23 protein-coding genes are annotated in these 22,712 nt (G+C 51.1%); 16 read left to right on the top strand and 7 right to left on the bottom strand.

The window, feature by feature from the left end:
- Positions 1 to 124 precede the first annotated feature (124 nt).
- On the top strand, positions 125 to 1,801 hold the full coding sequence (locus QMO62_RS31320) for a ribonuclease J (protein WP_284646392.1): 1,677 nt from the start codon (positions 125 to 127) through the stop codon (positions 1,799 to 1,801).
- A gap of 58 nt (positions 1,802 to 1,859) precedes the next feature.
- On the opposite strand, the gene QMO62_RS31325 is transcribed toward QMO62_RS31320, so the two are convergent.
- Genes QMO62_RS31325 through QMO62_RS31335 form a run of 3 tightly spaced genes read right to left on the bottom strand, consistent with a single transcriptional unit; the run spans position 1,860 to position 5,596 of the window.
- Positions 1,860 to 2,990 carry a Ger(x)C family spore germination protein gene (locus QMO62_RS31325; protein ID WP_284646393.1) on the bottom strand — a complete coding sequence of 377 codons (1,131 nt, stop codon included), beginning with the start codon at positions 2,988 to 2,990 and terminating at the stop codon, positions 1,860 to 1,862.
- On the bottom strand, positions 2,987 to 4,096 hold the full coding sequence (locus QMO62_RS31330) for a GerAB/ArcD/ProY family transporter (protein ID WP_284646394.1): 1,110 nt from the start codon (positions 4,094 to 4,096) through the stop codon (positions 2,987 to 2,989). Before QMO62_RS31330 ends, QMO62_RS31325 begins: the two co-directional genes overlap by 4 nt.
- A 12-nt stretch (positions 4,097 to 4,108) precedes the next feature.
- A complete protein-coding gene (locus QMO62_RS31335; RefSeq protein ID WP_284646395.1) occupies positions 4,109 to 5,596 on the bottom strand; it encodes a spore germination protein in 1,488 nt (495 codons plus the stop codon).
- Positions 5,597 to 5,746: 150 nt separating this feature from the next.
- On the opposite strand from QMO62_RS31335, the gene QMO62_RS31340 reads away from it, so the two are divergent.
- Positions 5,747 to 7,291: an FAD-dependent oxidoreductase gene (locus QMO62_RS31340; protein ID WP_284646396.1), complete on the top strand. Its 1,545-nt coding sequence runs from the start codon at positions 5,747 to 5,749 to the stop codon at positions 7,289 to 7,291.
- 80 nt (positions 7,292 to 7,371) lie between these two features.
- Here the strand turns inward: QMO62_RS31340 and QMO62_RS31345 are convergent, their stop codons facing one another.
- A complete protein-coding gene (locus QMO62_RS31345) occupies positions 7,372 to 7,590 on the bottom strand; it encodes a hypothetical protein (protein WP_284646397.1) in 219 nt (72 codons plus the stop codon).
- Between the two features lie 268 nt (positions 7,591 to 7,858).
- Here QMO62_RS31345 and QMO62_RS31350 point away from each other — a divergent pair, with 268 nt between their 5' ends.
- Positions 7,859 to 8,557 carry a DUF2306 domain-containing protein gene (locus QMO62_RS31350; RefSeq protein ID WP_284646399.1) on the top strand — a complete coding sequence of 233 codons (699 nt, stop codon included), beginning with the start codon at positions 7,859 to 7,861 and terminating at the stop codon, positions 8,555 to 8,557.
- A gap of 140 nt (positions 8,558 to 8,697) precedes the next feature.
- Positions 8,698 to 8,886: a hypothetical protein gene (locus QMO62_RS31355; RefSeq protein ID WP_284646400.1), complete on the top strand. Its 189-nt coding sequence runs from the start codon at positions 8,698 to 8,700 to the stop codon at positions 8,884 to 8,886.
- A 59-nt stretch (positions 8,887 to 8,945) separates the two neighbouring features.
- Here QMO62_RS31355 and QMO62_RS31360 read toward each other — a convergent pair whose 3' ends face one another.
- Positions 8,946 to 9,221 (bottom strand): hypothetical protein, encoded by a 276-nt coding sequence (locus tag QMO62_RS31360; protein ID WP_284646401.1) that lies wholly within the window; start codon positions 9,219 to 9,221, stop codon positions 8,946 to 8,948.
- 274 nt (positions 9,222 to 9,495) lie between these two features.
- On the opposite strand from QMO62_RS31360, the gene QMO62_RS31365 reads away from it, so the two are divergent.
- The gene (locus tag QMO62_RS31365) at positions 9,496 to 10,296 is read left to right on the top strand and encodes an undecaprenyl-diphosphate phosphatase (protein ID WP_284646403.1); all 801 of its coding nucleotides are present in this window, start codon (positions 9,496 to 9,498) and stop codon (positions 10,294 to 10,296) included.
- Between the two features lie 67 nt (positions 10,297 to 10,363).
- Here QMO62_RS31365 and QMO62_RS31370 read toward each other — a convergent pair whose 3' ends face one another.
- The gene (locus QMO62_RS31370; RefSeq protein ID WP_284646404.1) at positions 10,364 to 10,870 is read right to left on the bottom strand and encodes a DUF2269 family protein; all 507 of its coding nucleotides are present in this window, start codon (positions 10,868 to 10,870) and stop codon (positions 10,364 to 10,366) included.
- A gap of 1 nt (position 10,871) precedes the next feature.
- Positions 10,872 to 11,264, bottom strand: coding sequence for a DUF6220 domain-containing protein (locus QMO62_RS31375; RefSeq protein WP_284646405.1), 393 nt, complete (start codon positions 11,262 to 11,264; stop codon positions 10,872 to 10,874).
- A 157-nt stretch (positions 11,265 to 11,421) separates the two neighbouring features.
- On the opposite strand from QMO62_RS31375, the gene QMO62_RS31380 reads away from it, so the two are divergent.
- From QMO62_RS31380 to QMO62_RS31430, 11 genes are all read left to right on the top strand, one after another.
- Positions 11,422 to 12,108 (top strand): response regulator transcription factor, encoded by a 687-nt coding sequence (locus tag QMO62_RS31380; protein WP_284646406.1) that lies wholly within the window; start codon positions 11,422 to 11,424, stop codon positions 12,106 to 12,108.
- A 26-nt stretch (positions 12,109 to 12,134) separates the two neighbouring features.
- Positions 12,135 to 13,451 carry a sensor histidine kinase gene (locus tag QMO62_RS31385; protein ID WP_284646407.1) on the top strand — a complete coding sequence of 439 codons (1,317 nt, stop codon included), beginning with the start codon at positions 12,135 to 12,137 and terminating at the stop codon, positions 13,449 to 13,451.
- Positions 13,452 to 13,701: 250 nt separating this feature from the next.
- Positions 13,702 to 14,370 carry a FusB/FusC family EF-G-binding protein gene (locus QMO62_RS31390; RefSeq protein WP_284646408.1) on the top strand — a complete coding sequence of 223 codons (669 nt, stop codon included), beginning with the start codon at positions 13,702 to 13,704 and terminating at the stop codon, positions 14,368 to 14,370.
- Positions 14,371 to 14,497: 127 nt separating this feature from the next.
- The gene (locus tag QMO62_RS31395) at positions 14,498 to 15,046 is read left to right on the top strand and encodes an HAD-IIIA family hydrolase (protein WP_284646409.1); all 549 of its coding nucleotides are present in this window, start codon (positions 14,498 to 14,500) and stop codon (positions 15,044 to 15,046) included.
- A 5-nt stretch (positions 15,047 to 15,051) separates the two neighbouring features.
- Positions 15,052 to 15,921 (top strand): serine/threonine-protein kinase, encoded by an 870-nt coding sequence (locus QMO62_RS31400; RefSeq protein WP_372516759.1) that lies wholly within the window; start codon positions 15,052 to 15,054, stop codon positions 15,919 to 15,921.
- Between the two features lie 180 nt (positions 15,922 to 16,101).
- Positions 16,102 to 16,524: a MarR family winged helix-turn-helix transcriptional regulator gene (locus QMO62_RS31405; RefSeq protein WP_284646413.1), complete on the top strand. Its 423-nt coding sequence runs from the start codon at positions 16,102 to 16,104 to the stop codon at positions 16,522 to 16,524.
- On the top strand, positions 16,512 to 18,242 hold the full coding sequence (locus QMO62_RS31410) for an ABC transporter ATP-binding protein (RefSeq protein ID WP_284646414.1): 1,731 nt from the start codon (positions 16,512 to 16,514) through the stop codon (positions 18,240 to 18,242). Before QMO62_RS31405 ends, QMO62_RS31410 begins: the two co-directional genes overlap by 13 nt.
- Positions 18,235 to 20,058, top strand: a complete 1,824-nt coding sequence (locus QMO62_RS31415) for an ABC transporter ATP-binding protein (protein WP_284646415.1) — start codon at positions 18,235 to 18,237, stop codon at positions 20,056 to 20,058. The genes QMO62_RS31410 and QMO62_RS31415 overlap by 8 nt, the downstream gene beginning before the upstream one ends.
- 213 nt (positions 20,059 to 20,271) lie before the next feature.
- Positions 20,272 to 20,715, top strand: coding sequence for a MarR family winged helix-turn-helix transcriptional regulator (locus QMO62_RS31420; RefSeq protein ID WP_284646416.1), 444 nt, complete (start codon positions 20,272 to 20,274; stop codon positions 20,713 to 20,715).
- Positions 20,712 to 21,368, top strand: a complete 657-nt coding sequence (locus QMO62_RS31425) for an HlyD family secretion protein (RefSeq protein WP_284646417.1) — start codon at positions 20,712 to 20,714, stop codon at positions 21,366 to 21,368. Before QMO62_RS31420 ends, QMO62_RS31425 begins: the two co-directional genes overlap by 4 nt.
- Positions 21,369 to 21,382: 14 nt before the next feature.
- On the top strand, positions 21,383 to 22,711 hold the full coding sequence (locus QMO62_RS31430; RefSeq protein WP_284646418.1) for an efflux RND transporter periplasmic adaptor subunit: 1,329 nt from the start codon (positions 21,383 to 21,385) through the stop codon (positions 22,709 to 22,711).
- Position 22,712: the final 1 nt, after the last annotated feature.

The following is a 22,712-nucleotide window of genomic DNA, read 5'->3' on the forward strand; positions in this document are numbered from 1 at the left end:
CGCAAACTAATTCAAGCCGGGACTCCTTTCGTGAGTACCGGCTTTTTGGCACTCATAATTATTGCTCCGTAGGAAAAATTAATAAGAGTGATGGATTGTCGACTCGATAAGGAGGTCTGGGAATATGAGCACGGAGCGTGACCCCAAACTATCCATTCTCGCCCTAGGTGGTGTAGGGGAGATTGGCAAGAATATGTATGTCGTCCGGTACGGGGACGATATCATCGCAATCGATTGCGGTTCTAAATTTCCCGATGAGGAGCTGCCGGGCATTGATTTGATCGTTCCCGATATCAGCTATTTGCTTGAGAATCAGGATAAGGTTCGAGCTATTATAATTACTCATGGTCATGAGGACCATATCGGCGGTTTGCCTTACATTCTGAAACAGCTCAACCTGCCGATTTATGCCACGCGATTAACCATCGGCCTCATTGAAGCCAAGCTAAAGGAAGCCGGACTCCTGCGTTCGACGAAGCTGCATGTTATCACTGCGGATTCGAAGGAACAATTTGGAACGGTCGGCGTATCCTTTTTCAAAACGAATCACAGTATTCCGGATTGCCTAGGCGTAGTATTTGATACACCGGAGGGTACAGTGGTTCATACCGGAGACTTTAAGTTTGATTTGACTCCGGTTAATGAGGAAGCGGCAGATCTGCATCGTATGGCGGATATCGGAAGAAGCGGTGTGCTGGCTTTACTTTCGGAAAGTACGAATGCCGAGCGGCCGGGTTTTACTCCGTCGGAACGCAACGTAGGCGTTCATCTGGAAGAGATTTTCCGTAAGGCGAGACAGAAGGTATTTGTCGCTACCTTCGCTTCAAACGTTCATCGCCTGCAGCAGGTCGTTGACGCGGCGAGGATCACAAACCGCAAGCTTGCTTTGCTTGGACGAAGCATGATTAATGTGGTGACTATTGCCGAGGAGCTCGGTTACATGACCATCCCGGAAGGAATGCTGGTTGATCCGTCTGAAGTAGGGAATCTGCCGCTGGATCGTGTCGCCGTATTATGTACGGGAAGCCAAGGGGAACCTATGGCAGCCCTCTCCCGACTAGCCCGTAATAATCATCGTCAGGTCGAAGTGCTTGCAGGTGATACGGTTATTGTGTCCGCGGGTCCGATTCCAGGGAATGAACGTGCTTTGTCCCGTACTGTAGATGATTTGTACAAAATCGGTGCGCATGTTATTTATGGTCCCGGTTCCGCTACCGGCATGCATGTATCGGGACACGGCAGCCAAGAAGAGCTGAAGCTGATGCTGCACCTGATGCGGCCGAAATATTTTATTCCCATACACGGAGAATTCCGCATGCTCCATCAGCACCGCTTGCTGGCGGAAGCGGTTGGCGTCGAAGAAGGAAACACGTTCATTGTTGAAAACGGGGAAGTGGTCCAGATCGAGAATGGGGTCGCCCGTAAGGCAGGTAAAGTATCCTCCGGCAGCACGTATGTGGACGGCTTAGGCATCGGGGATATAGGCAATATCGTCCTGCGTGACCGGAAATCCCTTTCCCAGGACGGAATCCTGATCATTGTCATTACCTTAAGCAAGGCTGCGGGAACCATTCTTTCCGGGCCTGATCTCATCTCGCGCGGCTTCGTTTATGTGCGTGAATCGGAAGCGCTGCTGGATAAAGCCAATGTACTGGTGGTGGATACATTGAACCGCTGGCAAGAAGACCAGGAGAGACAGTGGAACGTACTGAAGCAAAAAATTAAAGAAACGCTGGGACGTTACCTTTATGATCAAACCGGCAGACGTCCGATGATATTGCCGATCATTGTAGAAGTGTAAAGAAAGATCCCTACTCCTTTTCGAATTAAGAAGGAGTAGGGATCTCTCTTTTTATATGTTAATCGGAAACCCCGGAACGAATGATCTTTGTTTTTATACTGATATCGACCTTAACATCAGGATAAATTTCACGCCAGCGCTCCCTGGTCAGCTTAGAACCGCGAATGGTGGAACGATAAACCTCTCCAAGCCCAATAGGATCGGCCTTGAGCTTCTTCGCTTTGTCAATCATCATCTTCGTTCGGGTGGCCAAGCGATCGGAGATCCCTTGCTCAATGACTCGTAGGATTTCCTGTTGGCCCAAATTCAACTCCGATGAAATTTCCTGTATTCTCCCTTCTAGCTTAATATCAATGCGATAGGTGGGAGGAGAAGGAGTGACCAGTTTAATATTCGTCTTGCTGTGAATATTCTCTACAACAAGCTTCAGCTCCGAATCCTTTAAATTCTTTACAACCTCCTTAAGCGGCTCGGCATCCAGTACGAGCTCAAGGGAGCCGGCCCTGTATCTGCCCTTCATCATCTTTAAGAGGAAGGTTTCCTCCATATTCAGTTCGCCTACCATCTTGTCGTCAAGGAAAATAGCCGTGCTCTCCAGATGAATTTCATCCCCAACTTGTCGCGCGATTGGAAGGACCGGATCTAGCCCTTCCGAATAGTAGGCCTGCAAAAATTCATGCAGGGTACAGGAAACGATTTGTTCCCCACGAATGTTCTGCCGAATCATTTTATACAAATAGCTGCCGATATTTACGATTTCAGGATAATCATGGGCAATAATGCTTTCTGCTTTCCCGCGGCTCACAATAAGATACATGGTATTCGAGATTGAGGGATCGCGTTTCAACGTATCTACGAGCGGCATGATGCCGTTTCTGGCAATTTTCTCATTATAAACAGCCACACGCAGCTGACCGCTTACGACACGCTTTGACATCTCCCGATTTTGTTTATTTCGGATTCCCTTGCTTGTGTCGGAAGTCGTTCCCACGACGATTACATTTTCTTTAGCGCCGGGATCAATTTGATGGAGAAGGGAGGTGCCTGTAATTTTGCCGTCCTCATCCGGATCATAGCCTACAATAACGGAGAGTCCCATTTCCTCCAAAATTTTTGTTTCCAAACACCCGGTGCAAATCAGAGCAAGCGTTAGCACAACGAGAGCCAGCCGTCTTTTTCTCCACATCATGAACTAGGTCCTCTCCTCCGCAGTCGCATCATCCCGTAGCCAAGTAATATAAGCCACGGGTAGATGAATACCGCCACAAAGCTGATCTTGCTGAATAGATCATTCATTTGATCAATTTGAATCCGGGTATCAAGGAAAAGAGAGCTTACAACAGCGATAACGGCAATTCCCAAAGTAGACACCTTTTGTTTCCACCCGAAGATGCGCTTCAATCCCTTCGTAGAAGCCCAAAGATACAACGCAAGATTAGGAAGAATGACCAGCATCCAAACGCTGATGGCCACATATTCGAATCGTTCCAAAAACGGAAACATGACGATTTTGAACATGGTAAAGGTAGCCCATACGGTCTGGAGCAGCTGATTTGGGCTGAAATAACTTAAAGTGACGACCATGACGATCAGATAGAGCAGAGTGGACATGATAAGACCGACATGTGTGTATTTGGGTGCTTGCTCAGGTTTTCTTATGTATGGAAATAACACATAGATCAGCTCAAAGCCTACCAGAGTGAAGGACATTTTTACTGTACCACGGAGCAATTGACCGATATCCGCCTCCAGTAAAGGCAGCAGCTGCGACCATAAGGAATATCGAAGCGGAAACCAGATAAAAATCACCAGCCAGATGGTTAAGAAGAAGGTAATGGTACAAATACCCACGATGACTCGTACACCTCCAAGAACTCCATAAACCGCCAGGTAGGCGATAATAGAACCAAGCAGCCACGTCGGCATGTCCGGAAACATCCAGGTTTGAACCATCTCCACATAATTTCTTAATATCACAAGAAAGCCGAACGAAAGATATAAGGTATACAGAAGAGTAGCTAACCCTCCAACCCAGCGCCCGAAGATCTCCTGCTGAATGCCAAAAAGATCCTTCCTCGAACCGCGTTTCAGCACCTGAAACATGCACCAAACCGTTATATGGGAAAGCAAACCTGCAAGAATCACACATAACCAAGCATCATGTTCGGCTTCACGAAAGATAACCCTTTGAAAACCCGGCAAGCCGACTCCTACCTGAGCTTCAAATACAAGAAAGGCCAGTAAATAGGCGCTAAACTGCTTGCATGGTTTTGGAGCGGATTCACTTCTAAGCATGGGCCTCTACCCTCATTCGTCGATATCTTGATTGTTCTTATCCTTATCCTTCGCTGACTTCCATCGATGCTGATCTTCACCATGAGTGTACGGTGAACGTTTCCGCAGGAAGGAGAAGGGGAACCGGAGCAGGCTGTCCATTTGATCCGTCCATCGGAACGGGACTAAAGGGTATAGATATGGCTGCCCTAAGCTGGTCAATCGAAGCAGGTGGATCAGGAGAAAGCAAACGCCGATCATAATCCCAAGTCCGCCGAAAAGCCCCGCAAGGATGATCAATGGGAATCGGATGATACGAATGGTAATACCCATCAAATAAACCGGTGTAACAAAGGAAGACAAAGCGCCAAGAGCAACGATAATGATAAGGATGTTGCTCGTAAAACCCGCCTGCACCGCTGCTTGCCCAATGACAATACCGCCTACGATACCGATGGTCTGACCGACTTTGGTCGGCAGGCGAGCTCCGGCTTCACGCAGAAGCTCAATCGTCGATTCTAAGAACAAGGCCTCAAGGAGGGGAGGGAACGGTACTCTTGTTCGTGATTCCGCTAAGGGTACGACCATGGCGGTCGGGACAATTTCGTAATGAAAGGTCAAGGCTGCCACGTATACCGGTGTAAACAACAAGGAGAGAACCATAGCAAAGACTCGAAGGAACCGGGTAAATGTCCCCATGTTCCAGCGGACCAGATGATCCTCCGCCGACGAGAAGAAATCCATCATGGTTGCAGGGCAGACGATGGCAAAAGGACTGCCGGATACGAGCAGCACCAGCTTTCCCTCCAACAGCGAGAAGGTCACACGATCAATCCGCTCCGTTAGGATCATCTGAGGAAAGATCGATGCCTTATTGTCATCTATCAGCTGAACCAGCACCGCACTATCCACGATGCCGTCGAAGCTAAGTTCTTCGATTCGGGTCCGAAGCTGTTCAACCAAATGATCATCCGCAACCTGCTTAACGTAGAGCAGTGCAACTTGGGTCTTGGTTCTCGTCCCCACCTGCAGCATTTCCTGACAAAGGTCGGGGTTCGGTAAATACGTTTGCAGCAAGGCAATATTGGAATTCAGTATTTCTGTAAAGCCAACCTGCGGTCCCAGAACCTGACTTTCCACGTCTGGTTTGCCCGGTGTTCTTTCCTTCGGCTTGTACAGGTAGAACAGCAATCCGGGACGATCCCCAAGGTACAGATAGACCCAGCCTTGAAACAAATCGTCAACCAACGCTGAAAGTGTAGTTCCCTGCTTCACCGCACCGACAGGGAACTGTTCCTTAAAATCATCCGTAGTCGGTTCATGATCTAAATGGATAAGCGTTCCAATGACATCTCTTTGAAGCAGATCCTGATCGACGATGGTATTGAGGTAGAAAATGCAGCCTTTCCGAAATCCGAAGGATACTTGCTTTGCAATCAGGTTCGGATTCTGATGAACGGCCTTCCGCAGTGCCTTATCGAAGGACTCTATATTGTAAGCCGCTGTGCCTGCCTGATTCAAAAGAATTCACCCCGATCCGCTCCAATAATATCTTGGTATAGTTTGTTTCGAAGCGGAGGAATTATTCTGCCGTTGTCAGATCGGTGTGAATAGCGGCTCCTGGGATTGGTTACATTATCCTAAAACTGGGAAACGAGAGGTACTTTAGGTATGGCGCAAACCGAATCCTACAATGCATTTCCGCAATTTCCTCAATCTTATTGGCTGAATTCCGTTCAAACTCCACGATTCTCCAGGCTGATCAGCGATATTCAAGTTGATGCGGCCATTGTAGGGGGCGGGATGACGGGCATCGTCACAGCTTATTTGCTAACCAAGAGAGGCTTGAAAGTAGCCATATTGGAAGCAGACCAAATCCTTCACGGGATGACGGGGCACACAACGGCGAAAATTACCGCCCAGCATGATTTATTCTACGATCAGCTGATTTCTCATATGGGCAAAGAGAAGGCACGCCTCTACTACGATGCCAATGCGGAAGCGCTTCAATGGATCAAAGACATGGTGCAGGAGCATTCGATGGATTGTCAGCTAGTCACAGAGGATGCTTACGTTTATTGCAGCAGTGAGGATTATATTGGCAAAATCGCGGCGGAGGCGAAGGCGTACGAACAACTCGGCATCCCCGGGGGATACTTGGAGCGAACAGCCCTTCCCTATGAGACGAAGGCTGCCGTAGTCATGAAGAATCAGGCACGCTTTCATCCGCTCGCCTTCCTAACCCACCTCGTAGAGGAGATTGTTCGCGGGGGTGGACAGATCTATGAGAACACCACGGTTAACGGCGTAACGAAGGAAAAGCCGGCTACGGTAAGCACGCAAGAAGGGGCAAAGGTAACGGCCGATTACGTGGTGTGTGCCTCCCATTGGCCTTTTAATGACCGGAACGGATATTATTTCTCCCGTTTACACGTAGAACGATCGTATGTTATGGCCATACGGGCGAAGCTGGATTATCCAGGCGGCATGTACATCAGTGCAGACAACCCGAAACGGTCCCTGCGGTCTGCGACGGTGAATGGCGAGCCCATGCTGATTATCGGAGGGGAAGGGCATAAGACAGGGCAAGGCATCTGTACGTTCCAATACTACGAAAATTTGAAAAAATTCGCGGAGGAGGAGCTTGGCCTGCAGGAGATTGCTTATCGCTGGTCGGCTCAAGATATTTTCACCACGGATCAGGTTCCTTATATCGGGCAGGAGCTGGCGGATACGCCGAACCTGTTCATAGCCACTGGCTTCAAGAAATGGGGGATGACCTCCAGCGTAGCGGCCGCCCATCTGAACACCAAGCTGATCCTTGGAGAGGAGAGCCCTTATAAGGAGCTGTTCTCCCCTTCGAGATTCCATGCCGATCCCGACATTAAGAACTTCCTTTCGGCGAATGCGGATGTCGCTAAGCACTTGATAGCCGGCAAGCTGGAGCTGGGACATACGAAGCCGGAGGAGCTGAAGAACGACGAAGGCGCCGTTGTCCGTGTAGGAGGGAAGAGGGCGGGAGCTTATCGGGATCCTCATGGCGAGCTGCACCTGGTGGACACAACGTGTTCTCATATGGGGTGCGAGGTCGAGTGGAATGCTGCGGAAAGATCGTGGGACTGCCCGTGTCATGGCTCCCGTTACAACTACCATGGTGAAGTTATCGAGGGGCCGGCTAAGAAGGCGCTTGGAGCTTTGTCTCCCATGACGAAATAGGACCGCAAACATGACAAAAAGCAGGAACAAAGGAAGCTTTCTTTCCTCTGTACCTGCTTTTTAACGTTTCAACGGATACGCTATCCGATTCGCTGCCCCATAAATGACTGAATCCGGTTGCTGATATACTGCTTTTCCGCTCGAATCAGCGCTCTTCTATGCTGATCATGCTTAGAAAGCTGCAAAGTCTCGCTACGCAATTCATTCAATCGGGTCTGCAGATCGCGAAGCTCGCGCGCCACCGATTCATCCGTCATTTTCCCCTTAATCGCACCAATAATTTGCCCTTCTGTCTTCACTTATGTATGCACCAGCCTGTTCTAGTTTTTTTCTTAATCATAATTGCTAGATTCATAGCCTGCAAGGTGTGAAAATAAGAGGTTTTGTCGGAAATTGCTGGATAGCTCTCGTTTTTTAAAGGACGAGATTCTCCGGCTCACCAGATCATGACTTAGGTCATTGCTATGCAGGGTGCGGTTCATGACTCAGCTCACCTGAAGAAGCGAAGCATTCCCGTTACAATAGATTTAACGGAATGAAACGATGTATCTACAGGGAGTGATGGTTATGCTGGTAACGAGCTTGGAGGTTTTGTTTCAATTTACACGGGTCCTTCATATTCTGGGCGGATTTCTTGCGCTTCTTGTCTTTTGGATTCCAATGATTACCCGTAAAGGCGGGAAGTTGCATGCAAGAGTCGGGTGGATTTATGTGTGGGCCATGGGCGTGGTTGCAGTCACTGCTTGGTACATGGGGCTATGGAGGATTACGCTGGATCCCGGGAGGACCGCAGAATCGACGGCCTTTGCTTATTTTCTCATCTTTATCGCACTGCTGAGCTCTTCATCGGCATGGTACGGGATGAGGGTGCTTCGCTACAAACAGCGGTCGGCAGCTCATAAGGGCTTGTTGGATATGTTGATTCCAGGCGCGCTTGTGCTGGGAGGAATCGCTATCAGCTGGTTTGGCTGGACGATCGGTTTTCCGCTGCTTCAGTGGTTTCCGCTCATTGGGATTCTGCTTGGATCCCAGCAGCTGTATTATTGGCTGACACCTCCAAAGAACCGGATGCATTGGTGGTTCGAGCATTTAGGCGGCATGCTGGGCTGCTGTATAGCAACCATTACGGCTTTCACGGTTTTCGGGGCTCCGCGCTTGCTCGAGGTAGACTCCGTACATCCGCTGGTTTGGTTTATCCCTACGTTCGTCATAACTCCCTTAATTATTGGGTACAACGCGTATTACCGCCGAAAATTTAAGGTGTAGTCAAAGAATTGTGTTTCCGATGGGTAATTTTACGAAGTCACGGTCATACTACCAGTTGAGTGCAGGGGGCAGGGCAGTGCCTGCATGCATTAACAAAATAAATATTGTTATTAACATTAATAACAAAGGAGTATGCCGTTATGTCTGAAAACAGGAAGCATCAAGGAAATTACACGGGAACAGGCAACATGAATGCAGAGAATCAAGATATGGAGTTTGTTAACGATAACCTGGAAAATGCGAAAAGCGTAACTCCGGTTAACATTGCCCAAGACGATCTTAACGAAGGCAACGAGGATGAACCCCTGGCTTTTCGTGACAACGAATAAACGTATGAAGCGTTCCGTAAATGGAGCGCTTTTCTTTTTTTACTAGATCCCCTCCCTTACTACGCCCCCACCGATCTCAGGCATGAAGCTTGCTTCACCAGGATCATCCCGTGCTCACAGCTCAAAATTTCTCCCTGTCTCAGTACGCTGAGCAGACGAACCGCGCATTCTCCCATATCACCTGCCATGGCGGCAAGCTCTCTTCCGCTCAACCGCTTCATCAGATACCGTTCTTGATCGCCGCGGCGCAACAGCACCGAATGCAGTCCTCTTGCCGAACCTATCACGATAAAATCCATCGTTACCGTTCTTCCAGTCGGATAAGCAGCTCTCATAAGCTCGAACACTCCTTTGATTTCTCTGATAGCTACATCCTAACCGAAACATGTTTGGTTTCATTTAGAATCATCTTATGAGAATATAAAATCTGCTGACAGGGAGAAGCAACCCGTGACATAAGCCATCAAACTTCATCAACTTCTGACGGATTCTTCCTTAACATCTTCTTAACAATGGCGAATTCTCTTGAATCTCCGTCGCACTCCTGCTATATTGAGTAGCGTCGTGTACTACGCGGACTTTTAACGTTAGAAAGGCGGAACATCGTACATGCTAGAAATGATTCATGCCGTTATTTTAGGAATTGTCGAAGGATTAACGGAGTTTTTGCCGGTCTCCTCCACGGGGCATATGATTCTCGTGGGCAACTTGCTGGGCTTCGAAGGTCAGGCTGCAGACACGTTCAAAATCGTCATTCAGCTCGGTGCCGTTCTTGCGGTGCTGGTGCTGTACTGGAAACGCTACTTAGGTATGCTGATGGATTTGGTCAAGCTCGATTTTAAAGCGAAAAAGCTGAATGCCATTCATATGATTCTTGCCATGATTCCTGCACTTATCGTCTATTTGGTTGCCAAAGACTTTATTAAAGGAGTGCTCTTCGGTCCGGGTCCTGTTCTCATTGGTCTTGTTATCGGGGGGATTCTGCTGATCGTCGCCGTCCGCTCGAAGCGCAAGGTGACCTCGGAAGAGACGGATGACATTACGTACAAGCAGGCGCTCGGTATCGGATTGTTCCAATGCTTGGCGCTGTGGCCGGGCTTCTCCCGCTCAGGCTCGACGATCTCGGGCGGGTTGCTTTTGGGGACGAGCCAGAAGGCTGCTGCAGATTTCACCTTTATGATCTCCGTGCCCGTCATGTTCGGGGCTACGATCCTAGATTTGTATGATAGCAAAGATTATTTAACCTCCGATGACCTCCTGTTGTTTCTGATCGGATTCGTTAGCGCCTTTGTCGTCGCGATGATTGCCGTGGTGACGTTCTTAAACATTGTGAAGCGATTAAAGCTGGAATGGTTTGCGATATATCGTTTTGCGATTGCCGCCGTATTCTACTGGTTCGTTATGAGGTAAGACAAAAAGCCAGCTGTGCCTAAGAAACAGGCATGTCTGGCTTTTTTAGTGTGCAGGGGAGATCTGATTACTTCTTGCGGATTTTGCCGAAGGGCTTGTAATAGGTGATGACTACCATTGCAGCTAGTGCGGTAAGGTTTCCGATCGATGCGATGTTTAGCTTTTGCCACGTGCTTTGGAACAGTTCCTGATCCATGGACGCCATGCCAAGTCGAGAAGCGGTCTCCAGGAGATAGCCGAACCAATCGTTGATAAAGAAAATCCCTAGGAGAATAATCCCTATTGTCATGACAAGCTTCATCACGATCCAATAATACTTTACCAGTCCCCAGTGGGTCCAGACGGAAAGCAAAATGCCCGTAATCAATGTTGCTAAAGCTGGATATTTTAACAAGGTGTCGTCAATGACATGCATCCCGGACAGCGTATAATACAGCTCTTCCCCGTTCACGGAGCGCTGCGCGTAAAGCGATAGCAGAAGCATGCACATGGTTGAACCAAACCAAGCTACGACGGCAACGACGTGGAGAGCTACCAGCGCATTCTTCATTTTCAAGCTTAATCGGATAGACATCTTAACAAGCTCCCCCTTTTCTAAAGTGATTGTACGCTGCGACGGCGGTTTGGAAGACAAGCCAGAACATGATAAGCGCCGTTACCGGATGAACGGCACCCGCCCAAGGTATATTCCCAGTAACATATTGAGCGTATAACAGCACGAATATGCAGGCGGATTGCCATCGCAGTCGTTTGGGCAAACGTCCGGTGAAGGAAAGGATGATCATGAGCAGAGGTACGAAACTGAATATCTTTACAAACTCCGAATGGTCGTTCCAGTGGACGGGATCGGCAAATACTGCAAGGCCCGCAAAGAACGTTTGAACCAGAATACATATCAGAAGGGCCCATGATAAGAGGAGATAAGCTGCTTCAGAAGCTAGTACGAAGCCTTTCTTTTTAGTGTTCACGGGGTACTTCAACTCCTTTACTTAGTAGATAATTTGAACTATAACAGCAACATGTTGCGAACTTATTGCGATTCGTTACACTTCCCGTGAATTTTGCCATAGTGCTGAGCGGTCATTGTATAATGGGGTCAGATAGGGTAGAAAGGTTGTGTAAATAGTGCCGCATACTCTGCTTTTGGTAGACGATGAGGAAAAAGTATTGGAATTTATGATCCCCTTCCTGCGTAGGGAAGGCTATGAGATTGTGACGGCTCAAACCGGCAAGGAGGCTTTACTCGCCGCGAGGTCCAAGCAGCCCTCTCTGGTCGTGCTCGATTGGATGCTGCCGGAGATGAGCGGTATAGATGTTTGCCGGGAATTACGGAAAATGGGGCGCATGGGAATTATTATGGTCACGGCGAAGGCGGAGGAAATCGATAAAATTGTTGGCCTCGAAGCAGGGGCCGATGATTATATGACGAAGCCCTTTTCCCTAAGGGAGCTTCTGGCGCGTATTCGCTCGCTGCTGCGTCGTATGGAGGGCAGGGATGAGACGGAGCCTCAGCTTCAACGCGGCGAATTGACGATAGCGGAGGCGGAGTGCCGGGTGTGGAAGCGGGGAAATGAGGTTCCCTTAACCCCTACTGAGTTTAAGCTGCTGCTTACGATGGCGGCGAAGCCCGGTATCGTTTACAGCCGACTGCAGCTGCTGCAAGCGGCCATGGAGGATGATTTGCTCAATGACGAACGTACCGTCGATGCACACATCAGCAGGCTTCGCCGGAAGCTGGAAGACGATCCGGCGAACCCCGTATATATTCAAACGGTATACGGCTTCGGCTATCGGTTTGGACAACGGCCATGAGTGTAGGCCGTAAGCTTTTTTTTACCATGGCAGCCATGGTTCTGAGTATGGGGCTTCTGTTCGTATTCCTGACGCAGGTGGTCGTCTCGGCCGTATTCCAATACGCTATGACCGTAGATCGAACGGATGAAATGAGCCGTCTCTCGGCAAAATTTACCGAGTATTATGCGGACCATGGGAGCTGGACCGGAGTTGATCAAATTACCATTCCAAGCGAGCAGTGGAATCGGTATCGCGACGCAAGCTTCCTCCTGGTAAACGAACGACAACTGCCTCTATATTCCGCCGGAAATGCCGGGGAAGGTCTGACGAGAGGACTAGGTTTGCACAGTCAGGTGAAGTACAAGGATGAGGTGATCGGTGGCTTATACTACTACGACCGGGAGGTAGAAACCGTCGCCAAGGCACGTAAAGGAGTGAAAAGCTCAGTTACCGTTTTGTTATTGGTCGGGGCATTGCTGCTCGTACCGGTGGCTCTGCTGGCGGCCTATTTGCTTTCGCGCCGACTTACGGCTCCTCTGAAGCGTCTGCTGCCTTTCATTGAACGATTGGGTCGCGGGGAGCTTGGAGTACAAGCGGAGGTCCTTACGAGGGATGAATATGGAACGGTAGCGAAAGCCTTTAACGAGTTATCCGAGAAGCTTCGGCGTGGTGAGGAGGTACGACGGAAGCTGGTTGCCGATGTTTCTCATGAGCTTCGTACGCCCATTACGATCATTCGCGGGAAGCTGGATTTGCTGCAGCAGGAGGGACAGGCGGTTGAACCGGAAACGCTGCTACCGCTGCAGGATGAATTCATTCGGCTCACCCGGCTTGTAGACGATCTCCACCAGCTTTCGCTTGCTGAGGCCGGACAGCTGCCATTGGAGAAGAAAGCATTGAATCTAACGAACCTGATGGAGAGAATCGTTGATCGTCTAACTCTCAATGGGGAAACCAAGTCGCTAAGAATAACGTTTAACCATAACGCGGAAGCATGCTTCGTGATGGCAGACCCTCATCGGATCACCCAAATTTTCGTCAATCTGATTGGGAATGCGATTCGGTACACACCCGAAAAAGGCACTGTATCCATTACCATTCGACAGGATCGCGAGGCTCGGGAGGCTGAGGTTTCTGTGACAGATACCGGTCCGGGCATCGCACCGGAGCACTTGCCGTATTTATTTAACCGGTTTTATCGGACGGATGACGCGCGTACACGCCATAGAGGGGGTACAGGTTTAGGGCTGGCTATAGCAAAGGAGCTGGTCGAAGCCCATCAGGGAAGGATCCTGGTGAATAGTACCCTAGGGCAAGGTACTGCTTTTATTGTCAGATTGCCCTTGGCTGAAGCGGACTGACGTTCAGGTGAGCGGGCGGTTGCAGCGGAGAAGGGATTATTTTATAATGAGCGTGACAAGGGAGGTTGGTCGAGATGGCAAATCAGTTTGCCAGATTAAGTAGCGTCTCATGCAAAGCCTAGCATTAGGGCGATACTTTGCATGGGGCGGATCGTTGTGATACATCACTGTCGCCCGATAAAGCTTCATCGTTTCTAATAATGGGCTTTGCACCTTACTGTGTTCCAATACAAGGAAGGGGCTGAGCGCCATGAATACACAATTTATTAGAAACCACCAATATCAATTGATCTCCAAGCAGGCTGATCGTCTGCTGAAAGCCTGCAGTTCCGTTTCGGATCGTAAGATTATCGAATCGGTAAGACATACGGCCGAGGCAAAAATTCTTGATGCATTCCCAGGGGCAACGGACCATCAGAAGGAGTTATTAAGTGCCGTTAAGGACATTCAATCCTCCGGCGATTTGAAGGCGTACTTGCAATCCTTGGAGCCCTTTATGGAGCCTTTCCCGCAGGTGAACGAAGCGCAGCTGAAGAAGCTCTTCCCTAAAGTGAAGAAGCTGAAGGGACCGGACCTTAGTGAGACGGACTTCCGATATATGAGCTACCTGGGCTGGACCGACATCGCCACAAATAAACTATTTATCGTGTATCCTTGGGAAGGTCGGCTTGTGGGTATTGAAGGACGAATCACTCCGGTGCATAAGAAGAGCACCTGCTGCTTGTGCAATCGGCTGGAAGAGGTTGCTTTGTTCACGGCCATTACCAAATCCAGACCGGCGAACGCTTCGCCTGATTATTATAAAGCCATAGGCAATTATTTGTGTGTCCATAGCAGTGCCTGCAACAAGAATATGACGGATGTCATCCCGCTGGAGAAGCTGATAACCGGCATTCTGGGAGGGACACCTCGAGTGTAAATCGTAACAACCGCCTACAGTCATCGCGCTGTATGGCGGTTGTTTTGCTTTGAGGGGTAGTTATTTTGACCATAATATGGTAATAATGGAGGTGCATACACCACATGGTTTCAATTAGAAGGAGGCTATGATGCAGACATTGCAGGCAGTTTTTGTTGATCGTGACGGAACGATAGGCGGAACAGGACATTTTATTCATCCTAATGATTTCGAGCTCTATCCTTACTCTCAGGAAGCCATCCGACTCATGAAGGATCACGGCTGTAAGATCATTGCCTTTACAAATCAGCATAACATCTCCAAAGGACGAGCAACCGTAGAGGAATTCACCCGGCAATTCGAAGCCTACGGCTTTGACGCCGCATACATTTGTGTGCATGAACCGGAGGATGGCTGCGATTGCCACAAGCCACGGCCCGGGATGCTGCATAGAGCTGCGGAGGAACTGGGACTGGACTTAAAGCGCTGTGCGGTTGTCGGCGATGTGGGGTCGACGGATATGCTCGCGGCGGCAGCGGTTGGCGCTGTCAAGGTGCTGGTCAAGACGGGGTGGGGGGAGTCTTCTCTGGGGAATTACCGCCATAAGTGGTATGACCAGGCGACGCCCGATTACATTGCGGCGGACTTGCTGGATGCGGCCAAGTGGCTTGTGAATCGCACCGGGGAAGGAGCTTGAGCGCCATCTCTCCCTATACGATAACCCTTGACGAGGTCGTATTTCAGCTGCAGGAGCCGCATGATTTAGAATGGATCCGCGAGCTGGGACGTGTCATTCGCGTATTCGACCGGCAGGACTCCGGCAATATCAGCTTTGCCGTCAGGAAGGACGGGGAGACCCTCTTCGTCAAGTACGCAGGCGCGAGAGGTCTAGCGTATTCGGGTGATCCGCATACGGCCATCCTGAACCTGAAAGCGGCGGTTCCTCTTTATGTCGACCTAAGTCATCCCGCTCTTGTGCAAATGGTTGACCATTATGAAACCGGCTCAGGCTACGTCGCCGTATTCTCCTGGTTCGAGGGGGAATCGCTGCATCCCCATGATACGTTTCCGCCTCCGGCTAAGTATACTCACCCCGAGTCGCCGTTTTTTCAATTCCGGCAGCTATCCGTACAGGACAGATTGGCCTCGCTGGACACCATTTTTTCTTTTCACGAGCATGTGGAGCAAAAGGGCTATGTTGCCGTTGATTTCTATGACGGAAGCTTGATGTACGATTTTGCCCGCAAGGAAATGAAGATTTGCGATATCGACCTATACCGGAAGAAGCCCTTCATCAATACGATGGGAAGATTATGGGGTTCGTCGCGGTTCATGTCACCCGAGGAATTCACGTCAGGCGCGGAAATTGACGGACGCTCCAATGTGTTTGTGATGGGGGCGACCGCTTTCGCACTCCTTGGAGGTGAAAGAGACCGTTCCATGTCCAAATGGGAGGCAGGCAGAGAGCTGTACGAGGTCGCGGCCCGGGCTGTCCGGCCTGACAGAAGCGAACGATATGGCAGTATAAGTGAATTTAAAGCCGCGTGGGATGAGGCCCAAACGCGCAGTTAGCGATACAATACCTTGAAGCAGCTGAAAGAGCCGGTGAGGAAGCATTTCCAAGCCGACACTTTCAGCTGTTTTTCAGGTTTCAGTGCATTGACGATCCGGGTCTTTCGTTGTACATTTTAATTAGTCGACTAATTAAAAAGGGAGGGATCGATCCTTTTGAAGGAACAAATTCCTTTACAGATGGCATTTATCAGAGCGGCAAAGCTGCATCGTCAGATGGTGCATTCCACGCTTTCCACCAAGGATGTGTTTCCGGGACAGCCTGCGCTCTTGCTGCACTTATCCAAGAAGGATGGCCAAAGCCAAAAGGAGCTCGCCGAGCTGATGCAGGTGACTCCCGCCACGGTTAACGTGATGATAGGGCGGATGGAGAAGACGGGACTTCTCGTGAGGAGGCCGGATGAGGAGGATTTAAGGGTTTCTCGGGTTTACCTGACGGAGAAAGGACGAGAGGTGCATCAAATTATTACCGAGGAGATGAATCGTATGGAGGCGATAGGCTTCTCCGGCTTTACGGAGGCTGAGCAGGATGCCTTTCGCCGGCTGCTGATGAAGATGCACGATAACCTGAAGAAAGCGAGCGATAGCTCATGCGCAAATTAATCAAATACGTCAGGCCGTATTGGCTCGCTACACTTCTCGCTCCGCTGCTTATGATGCTGGAGGTCGCTATGGATCTGATGCAGCCCCAGTTTATGGCCAGCATTATCGATGAGGGCGTGAAGACCGGCAATTTGGGTCATATTCAACAGGTGGGTCTTTGGATGGTCGTTACCACCCTTGTCGGTCTGATCGGGGGCGTGGGCTGTACGGTGTTCTCCAGTATCGCCTCCCAGCGCTTCGGCGCGGATGTCCGGGGCGATTTGTTTGAGCGGATTCAATCCTTTTCCTTCCGCAAGCTGGAGCAGTTCTCAACCGGATCTCTCATTACGAGGCTCACGAACGATATTACTCAGGTACAGAACTTCGTCCAAATGATGCTGCGCGTTCTTGTGCGCGCTCCGCTGCTTACCGTAGGAAGCTTCATTATGGCGTTCATGATTAACAGCAGGCTGGCGTTGATTTTGCTCATTGTTACTCCTCTTTTATTTGCGGTGCTGTACGTCGTGATTCGAAAGGGCTTTCCTTTGTTCTCCAAGGTTCAAGCCCGCCTCGACGCTTTGAATACGGTATTGCAGGAAAATTTGGCCGGCATCCGCGTAGTGAAGGCTTTCGTGCGGGCGGATTACGAGAAAGAGCGGTTTGGTCGTGCGAATACGGATTTCATGGAGATGTCGCTTAAGGCGAATCTGGTCATGGCTACACTTAGCCCCGTCATGTTCCTGCTCTTGAATGCTACCATTGTGGCCGCGCTCTGGTTCGGGGGGAATCTCATTTGGTCGAACTCCCTCCAGGTAGGCGAGCTGGTTGCGTTTATTAACTATGTAACCCAGGTGTTATTCTCGTTATTAATGGTTGCCATGATGATGATGAACGTTTCCCGTGCGAAGGCTTCTGCGGACCGAATTCAGGAGGTGCTCGAGACGGACCCGGGGATCGGAAACCCTGAAAGCCCGGATACGACTGGGATCAGCACAGGACATATCTCCTTTGACAAGGTATCGTTTGCTTATGACGGGAACGAAACCGTGCTGAAAGAGCTCAGCTTTGACGTCGAGCCGGGGCAAACCGTAGCCATACTCGGTGCGACCGGCGCGGGCAAGACCTCGCTGGTTCATCTAATCCCCCGGCTTTATGAAGCAACGAGCGGGACGGTCCGTATCGACGGCAAGGACGTGCGATCCTTGGACCTGACCGGTCTTCGTTCCCGTATCGGCATGGTATTGCAGCAGGCGATTCTGTTCAGCGGCACGATTAAGGACAACATTGCCTTCGGGAAGCCTGATGCGTCGATGGAGGACATCGTGGCTGCGGCAAAGGCCGCTCAGGCTCACGAATTCATCACAAGACTGCCGGACGGGTACGATACGCTGCTCGGGCAGCGGGGAGTCAACCTATCGGGAGGTCAGAAGCAGCGGATTTCGATCGCGAGAGCCCTGCTGATTGAGCCGGCGATATTGATCCTGGATGACAGCACGAGCGCGGTGGACCTCGGTACGGAGTCCAAAATTCAGAAGGCTCTGAAGGAGCGGATGTCGCGGAGCACTTGCCTGATGATCGCCCAGCGCATCACCAGCGTGCAGGAAGCGGACCGCATCCTTGTGCTGGAGGAGGGGCGAATCGCCGCCTCCGGGACGCATAAGGAATTGATGCGTTCGAGCGCACTTTATCGCGAAATTTACGAATCTCAGCTTGGTGAGGAGGATGCGGCGCATGCGTGAAATACCAATGGGGCCCGGAGGTAGACCGGGCTTCGGGCACGGAAGCATGGGGATGCCGAAGGCAAGGCCTAAGAACACCAAGGAAACACTGGCGAAGCTATGGTCTTATTTACGGTCGGAGAGCGGTTCCCTTTTCCTTGTCATTCTCCTGACGTCGGTGCACGCGGGCCTTTCCTTGATCGGACCTTTCCTTATCGGCGTGGCTATTGACGATTATATTCTTCCGCAGCGTTACGCAGGGCTGCTACAGCTGTGTGCGATTCTGCTCGGCGTTTATATTTGCGGGGCCGCTTTGGCCTGGCTGCAGGCGTTTACCGCAGCGAAGCTGTCGCAGCGTACGGTTCGGGCGATGCGGGGGGACGTGTTCGGCAAGCTGCAGGGCTTGCCGCTTCGCTTCTTCGATACCCAGCCGCATGGGGATTTGATGAGCCGTGCGACGAATGACATCGAGAGTATCGCGACTACGCTGCACCAGAGCTTGATTCAGCTGATTTCCAGTGTAATCACCGTTGCCGGGTGTCTGGTGATCATGCTCAGCCTGGACGTGCGGCTGACGCTGCTCAGTCTGGTGACCATTCCGCTGGTCGCTATCCTGACAAGAGTCGTGTCCGGTCATACGCGCAAGCAATTCGCCGCCCAACAGAAGCAGCTTGGCGAGCTGAACGGGTTCATTGAAGAAACCGTCTCCGGGCAGAAGGTCGTGGCTACCTTCTGTCGCGAGCCTCGCGCGCTGGCCGACTTCAGCCGGCTCAACACGAAGCTGGCGGACGTGGGCATCCGGGCGCAAATTTTGACAGGGCTTATGGGTCCGTTTATGAACGTAATTAATAACTTGGGTTTCGCCGCTATTGCTCTCGGGGGAGGCTGGATGGCGTTGATGCAGTGGACTACGGTCGGTGTCGTCGTTTCCTTCCTGAACTATTCCCGCCAGCTGGGGCGGCCGGTGAACGAGCTTGCCAACCAGTTCAACATGATTCAAGCGGCGATTGCCGGTGCCGAGCGTGTCTTCGAATTGATGGAGCAGAAGTCGGAGCACGAAGAGGCAGCACGAAGAACCGTATCCTCATCATTTGCAGATATGAAGGGCGAGGTCATTTTCAATGATGTTTCCTTCGGATATAAGGAAGGCGTACATGTGCTTCAGAACGTGTCGCTGCATGCATCTCCAGGCAGCATGATCGCACTGGTAGGGCCTACGGGAGCGGGGAAAACGACGATCGTGAATCTTCTCACCCGATTTTATGAAACGACCTCGGGAAGCATCACGATCGACGGGGCGGACATCAAGCACATGGATAAGGAGGCACTGCGGCGTCAATTGGGGATCGTTCTTCAGGATGCCTATGTGTTCTCCGATACGATCCGGGAGAATATTCGCTATGGTCGGCTTGATGCCACGGATGCGGAGGTGGAGGCCGCTACCAAGCTGGCCAACGCGGACAGCTTCATCCGCAAGCTGCCTCAGGGCTATGATACGGTGCTTTCCAAGGAAGGGACCAATGTCAGCCATGGGCAGCGCCAGCTCTTAACTATCGCGCGGGCCATTCTGGCGAATCCGGCCGTATTGATCCTGGACGAAGCCACGAGCAGCATCGATACCCGCACGGAAATGCACATCCAGGAGGCGATGCGTGTGCTGATGCAGGGGCGGACCAGCTTCGTCATAGCTCATCGTCTCAGCACGATCCGGGAGGCCGACATGATTCTGGTGATCGACGGCGGGCGCATCATTGAGCGCGGGACTCATGAAGAGCTGCTGGACAGCAAGGGCTTCTACTATCGTCTGTACACGACGCAGTTTGAGAAAGCAGGGTAAGAAGGGGGCTGACGGCTGGGGCTGTCAGCCTCTTTTCGATTAGGGAAAGCCGGCGCCAGCAGCGCTATTCTGCTATCCGAAGGCCCATTTATCAAAAATTCATTAAACTGTTTAAAAACATATTTGCATGGATTTCATTTCATGCTATGATATTTTGCATTCGAATATTTCGCGTTCGTAATATTAGCATGTATAAAGAAAGGGGAAGTGCCGTTGGACCGCAGCCTTGATGTAACTTCGTTATTCAAAAGATTAAATAAGCTGCGAACGACCATGATGTATGCCGAAATGAAAACGCTTGGCCTTACGGGGCCGCAGATGTTCGTGCTGCGTGAGCTGTTTCTGGGGCAGCCCAAGACGATTGGAGATCTTTCCAAGGCGCTGGAGCTAAGCAACAGCACGTTAACGGGTATCATTGACCGCTTGGAGCGCGATCGGCTGGTGGAGCGGAAGCGGGATGAGAAGGACCGACGTGTGATATGGATCTATATTACGTCGCTTTGCGAGCAATTAAAAAAGGATCGTCTCGACCGGGTGGATGCCGAATTTAACGAAATGCTGGCTCAGTCTTTTACGCAGGAGCAGTTTACCTTAGTTCATGATGTGCTTTCGAAATTAATAGTCCATATCGAGGAGAGGCTGGAGAGTACCCAATGAAACGGAAAATCATCCTATACGTCATTTTGCTGGTTATGGTGGCGAGCGGCGCCGGCATCGGCGTCTACTATTGGTATGAGAACGAGCATTATGTCAAGACAGAGGACGCCCGCGTGGCCGGAGAGATTTATCGGGTAATGCCAAGGATTGCCGGCAAGATGAATTCACTCGGGGTCAAAATCGGGGATACGGTGGTAGCCGATCAGATCGTCGGTCAGCAGGATATCACGAACCTGCCCAACAGCTTGCTGGATCAAGCGACGCTGCGAGCGCCGATTAGCGGAACGGTCATTCAGACGTCGGCTAAGCCGGGCGAGGTAGTTTCACCAGGGCAAGCCGTCGCCATGATTATGGATAAGAGCAAGGTATACATATCGGCGGATATTGAAGAGACCAGCATTAACAAGGTGAAGCTGGGGCAAACGGTCGATATCGAGCTGGATACGTATCCGGGTCGAGCTTTTACAGGGAAGGTAACGGAGATTGGGGAAGCCGCCGCCTCGACCTTCTCCCTGATGCCTACCATCAGCACCAGCGGAAGCTTCACGAAGGTGACACAGCGGATCAATGTAAAAGTAGCGATCGACGACCACGAGGGCTTGGATTTTGCACCGGGCATGAACGCAGTAATTAAGATTCATATCAAAGACTAAAAGGGGATCCCGACATGAAGAACTATTTGCATATTCTTACGGCAGCAGCGATCCTGTCTGCATCCACGGCAGCGCTGACAGGCTGCAATGCAGGGACTCCCGCACAAGCCTCTTCATCCGGCTCCATTGGGGTCAAGGTGATTACGCTAAGCGCTTCCGCGGGTGTCCCCGGAGCAAGCGGCAAAATCGCTCCGCTCCAAACCGTTCATATTTATTCGAAGCTTCCGGGCCGTGTCGCTGAGGTGTTCGTTGACGAGGGCTCCAAGGTGAAGAAGGGCGATGTGCTCCTCCAATTGGATACGGCCGATTTGTTGCAGCAGCAGGCGCAAGCCCAAGCGAATGTAGACGCGGCGCAGGCCAAGCTGAACGATACCTTGCATGGAGCAAGGCCGCAGGATCTTCAAGCGGCGGAAGCTGCGGTAACGCAAGCCCGGGGAGGTCTGGATACGGCGGCGGCAGCGGTCGAGCAGGCCAAGGCTGTATTGGACTTAGCCACCAAAACGCATAATCAGCTTCAGAATCGATATGATGAGGGTTTGTTGTCCAAGGATGAGCTTGAAGCAGCCCATGTGAACTTCGAGAAGGCAAGCACGGGATATAACCAGTCCCTTGCTGCGCAAAGCTCCGCACAAGCCGCGCTCTCGGCCGCTTCTGCGAAGCTGGAGCTGGCTCGTGCCGGCGCAACCAGTGACACAATTGCGGCCTTGAGAGCGCAGGTCGATCTGGCTAAAGCATCCCTGGAGCTTTCGAAGAATGCGATTGACAACGCCGCTATCAAGGCTCCATCGGACGGCATCGTAGTCAAGCGCTCCGTTCAGCCCGGAGAAATGGCTTTTACCTCGATGCCTTCCGGTACGGAGCTGTTGACCATGGTGAGCATGGACTCGGTTAAGGTGGAGGTTAGCGTTCCTGAAAGTCTCATAGGCCAGGTAAAAGAAGGAGCAGAGGTGAAAGTGACGGTACCGAGCGTTCCGAATAAAACGTTTGACGGGGTCGTCTCCTTCGTCTCTCCCGTGTCTGACGTCAATAATAATACGTTTCCCGTTAAGGTGATCGTCAAAAATTCGGATGAGGCTCTTCGCGCCGGTGCCGTCGCATCCGTAGCTTTCGGCGCATCCGCTTCAAGCCGGGTCGAGCTGCCGAAGAGCGCTTTGCTGAAGGGCGAGGGAGGCACCTTCGTATACCGTGTTAGCAATGGGGTTGCTCAGAAAGTTCAGCTTCAGGTCGAGGAGAAGAATGAAGAATGGGTCTACGTCAAGGGCGATTCACTGAAGGCTAACGATCAAATCGTCCTGAAGCCAGGAGAAGCAGTAACCGACGGCGCTAAGGTTCATGCGGAATAAG

This window comes from Paenibacillus silviterrae (assembly GCF_030167925.1).
In the GTDB taxonomy this organism is placed as follows: Bacteria; Bacillota; Bacilli; order Paenibacillales; family NBRC-103111; genus Paenibacillus_G; species Paenibacillus_G silviterrae.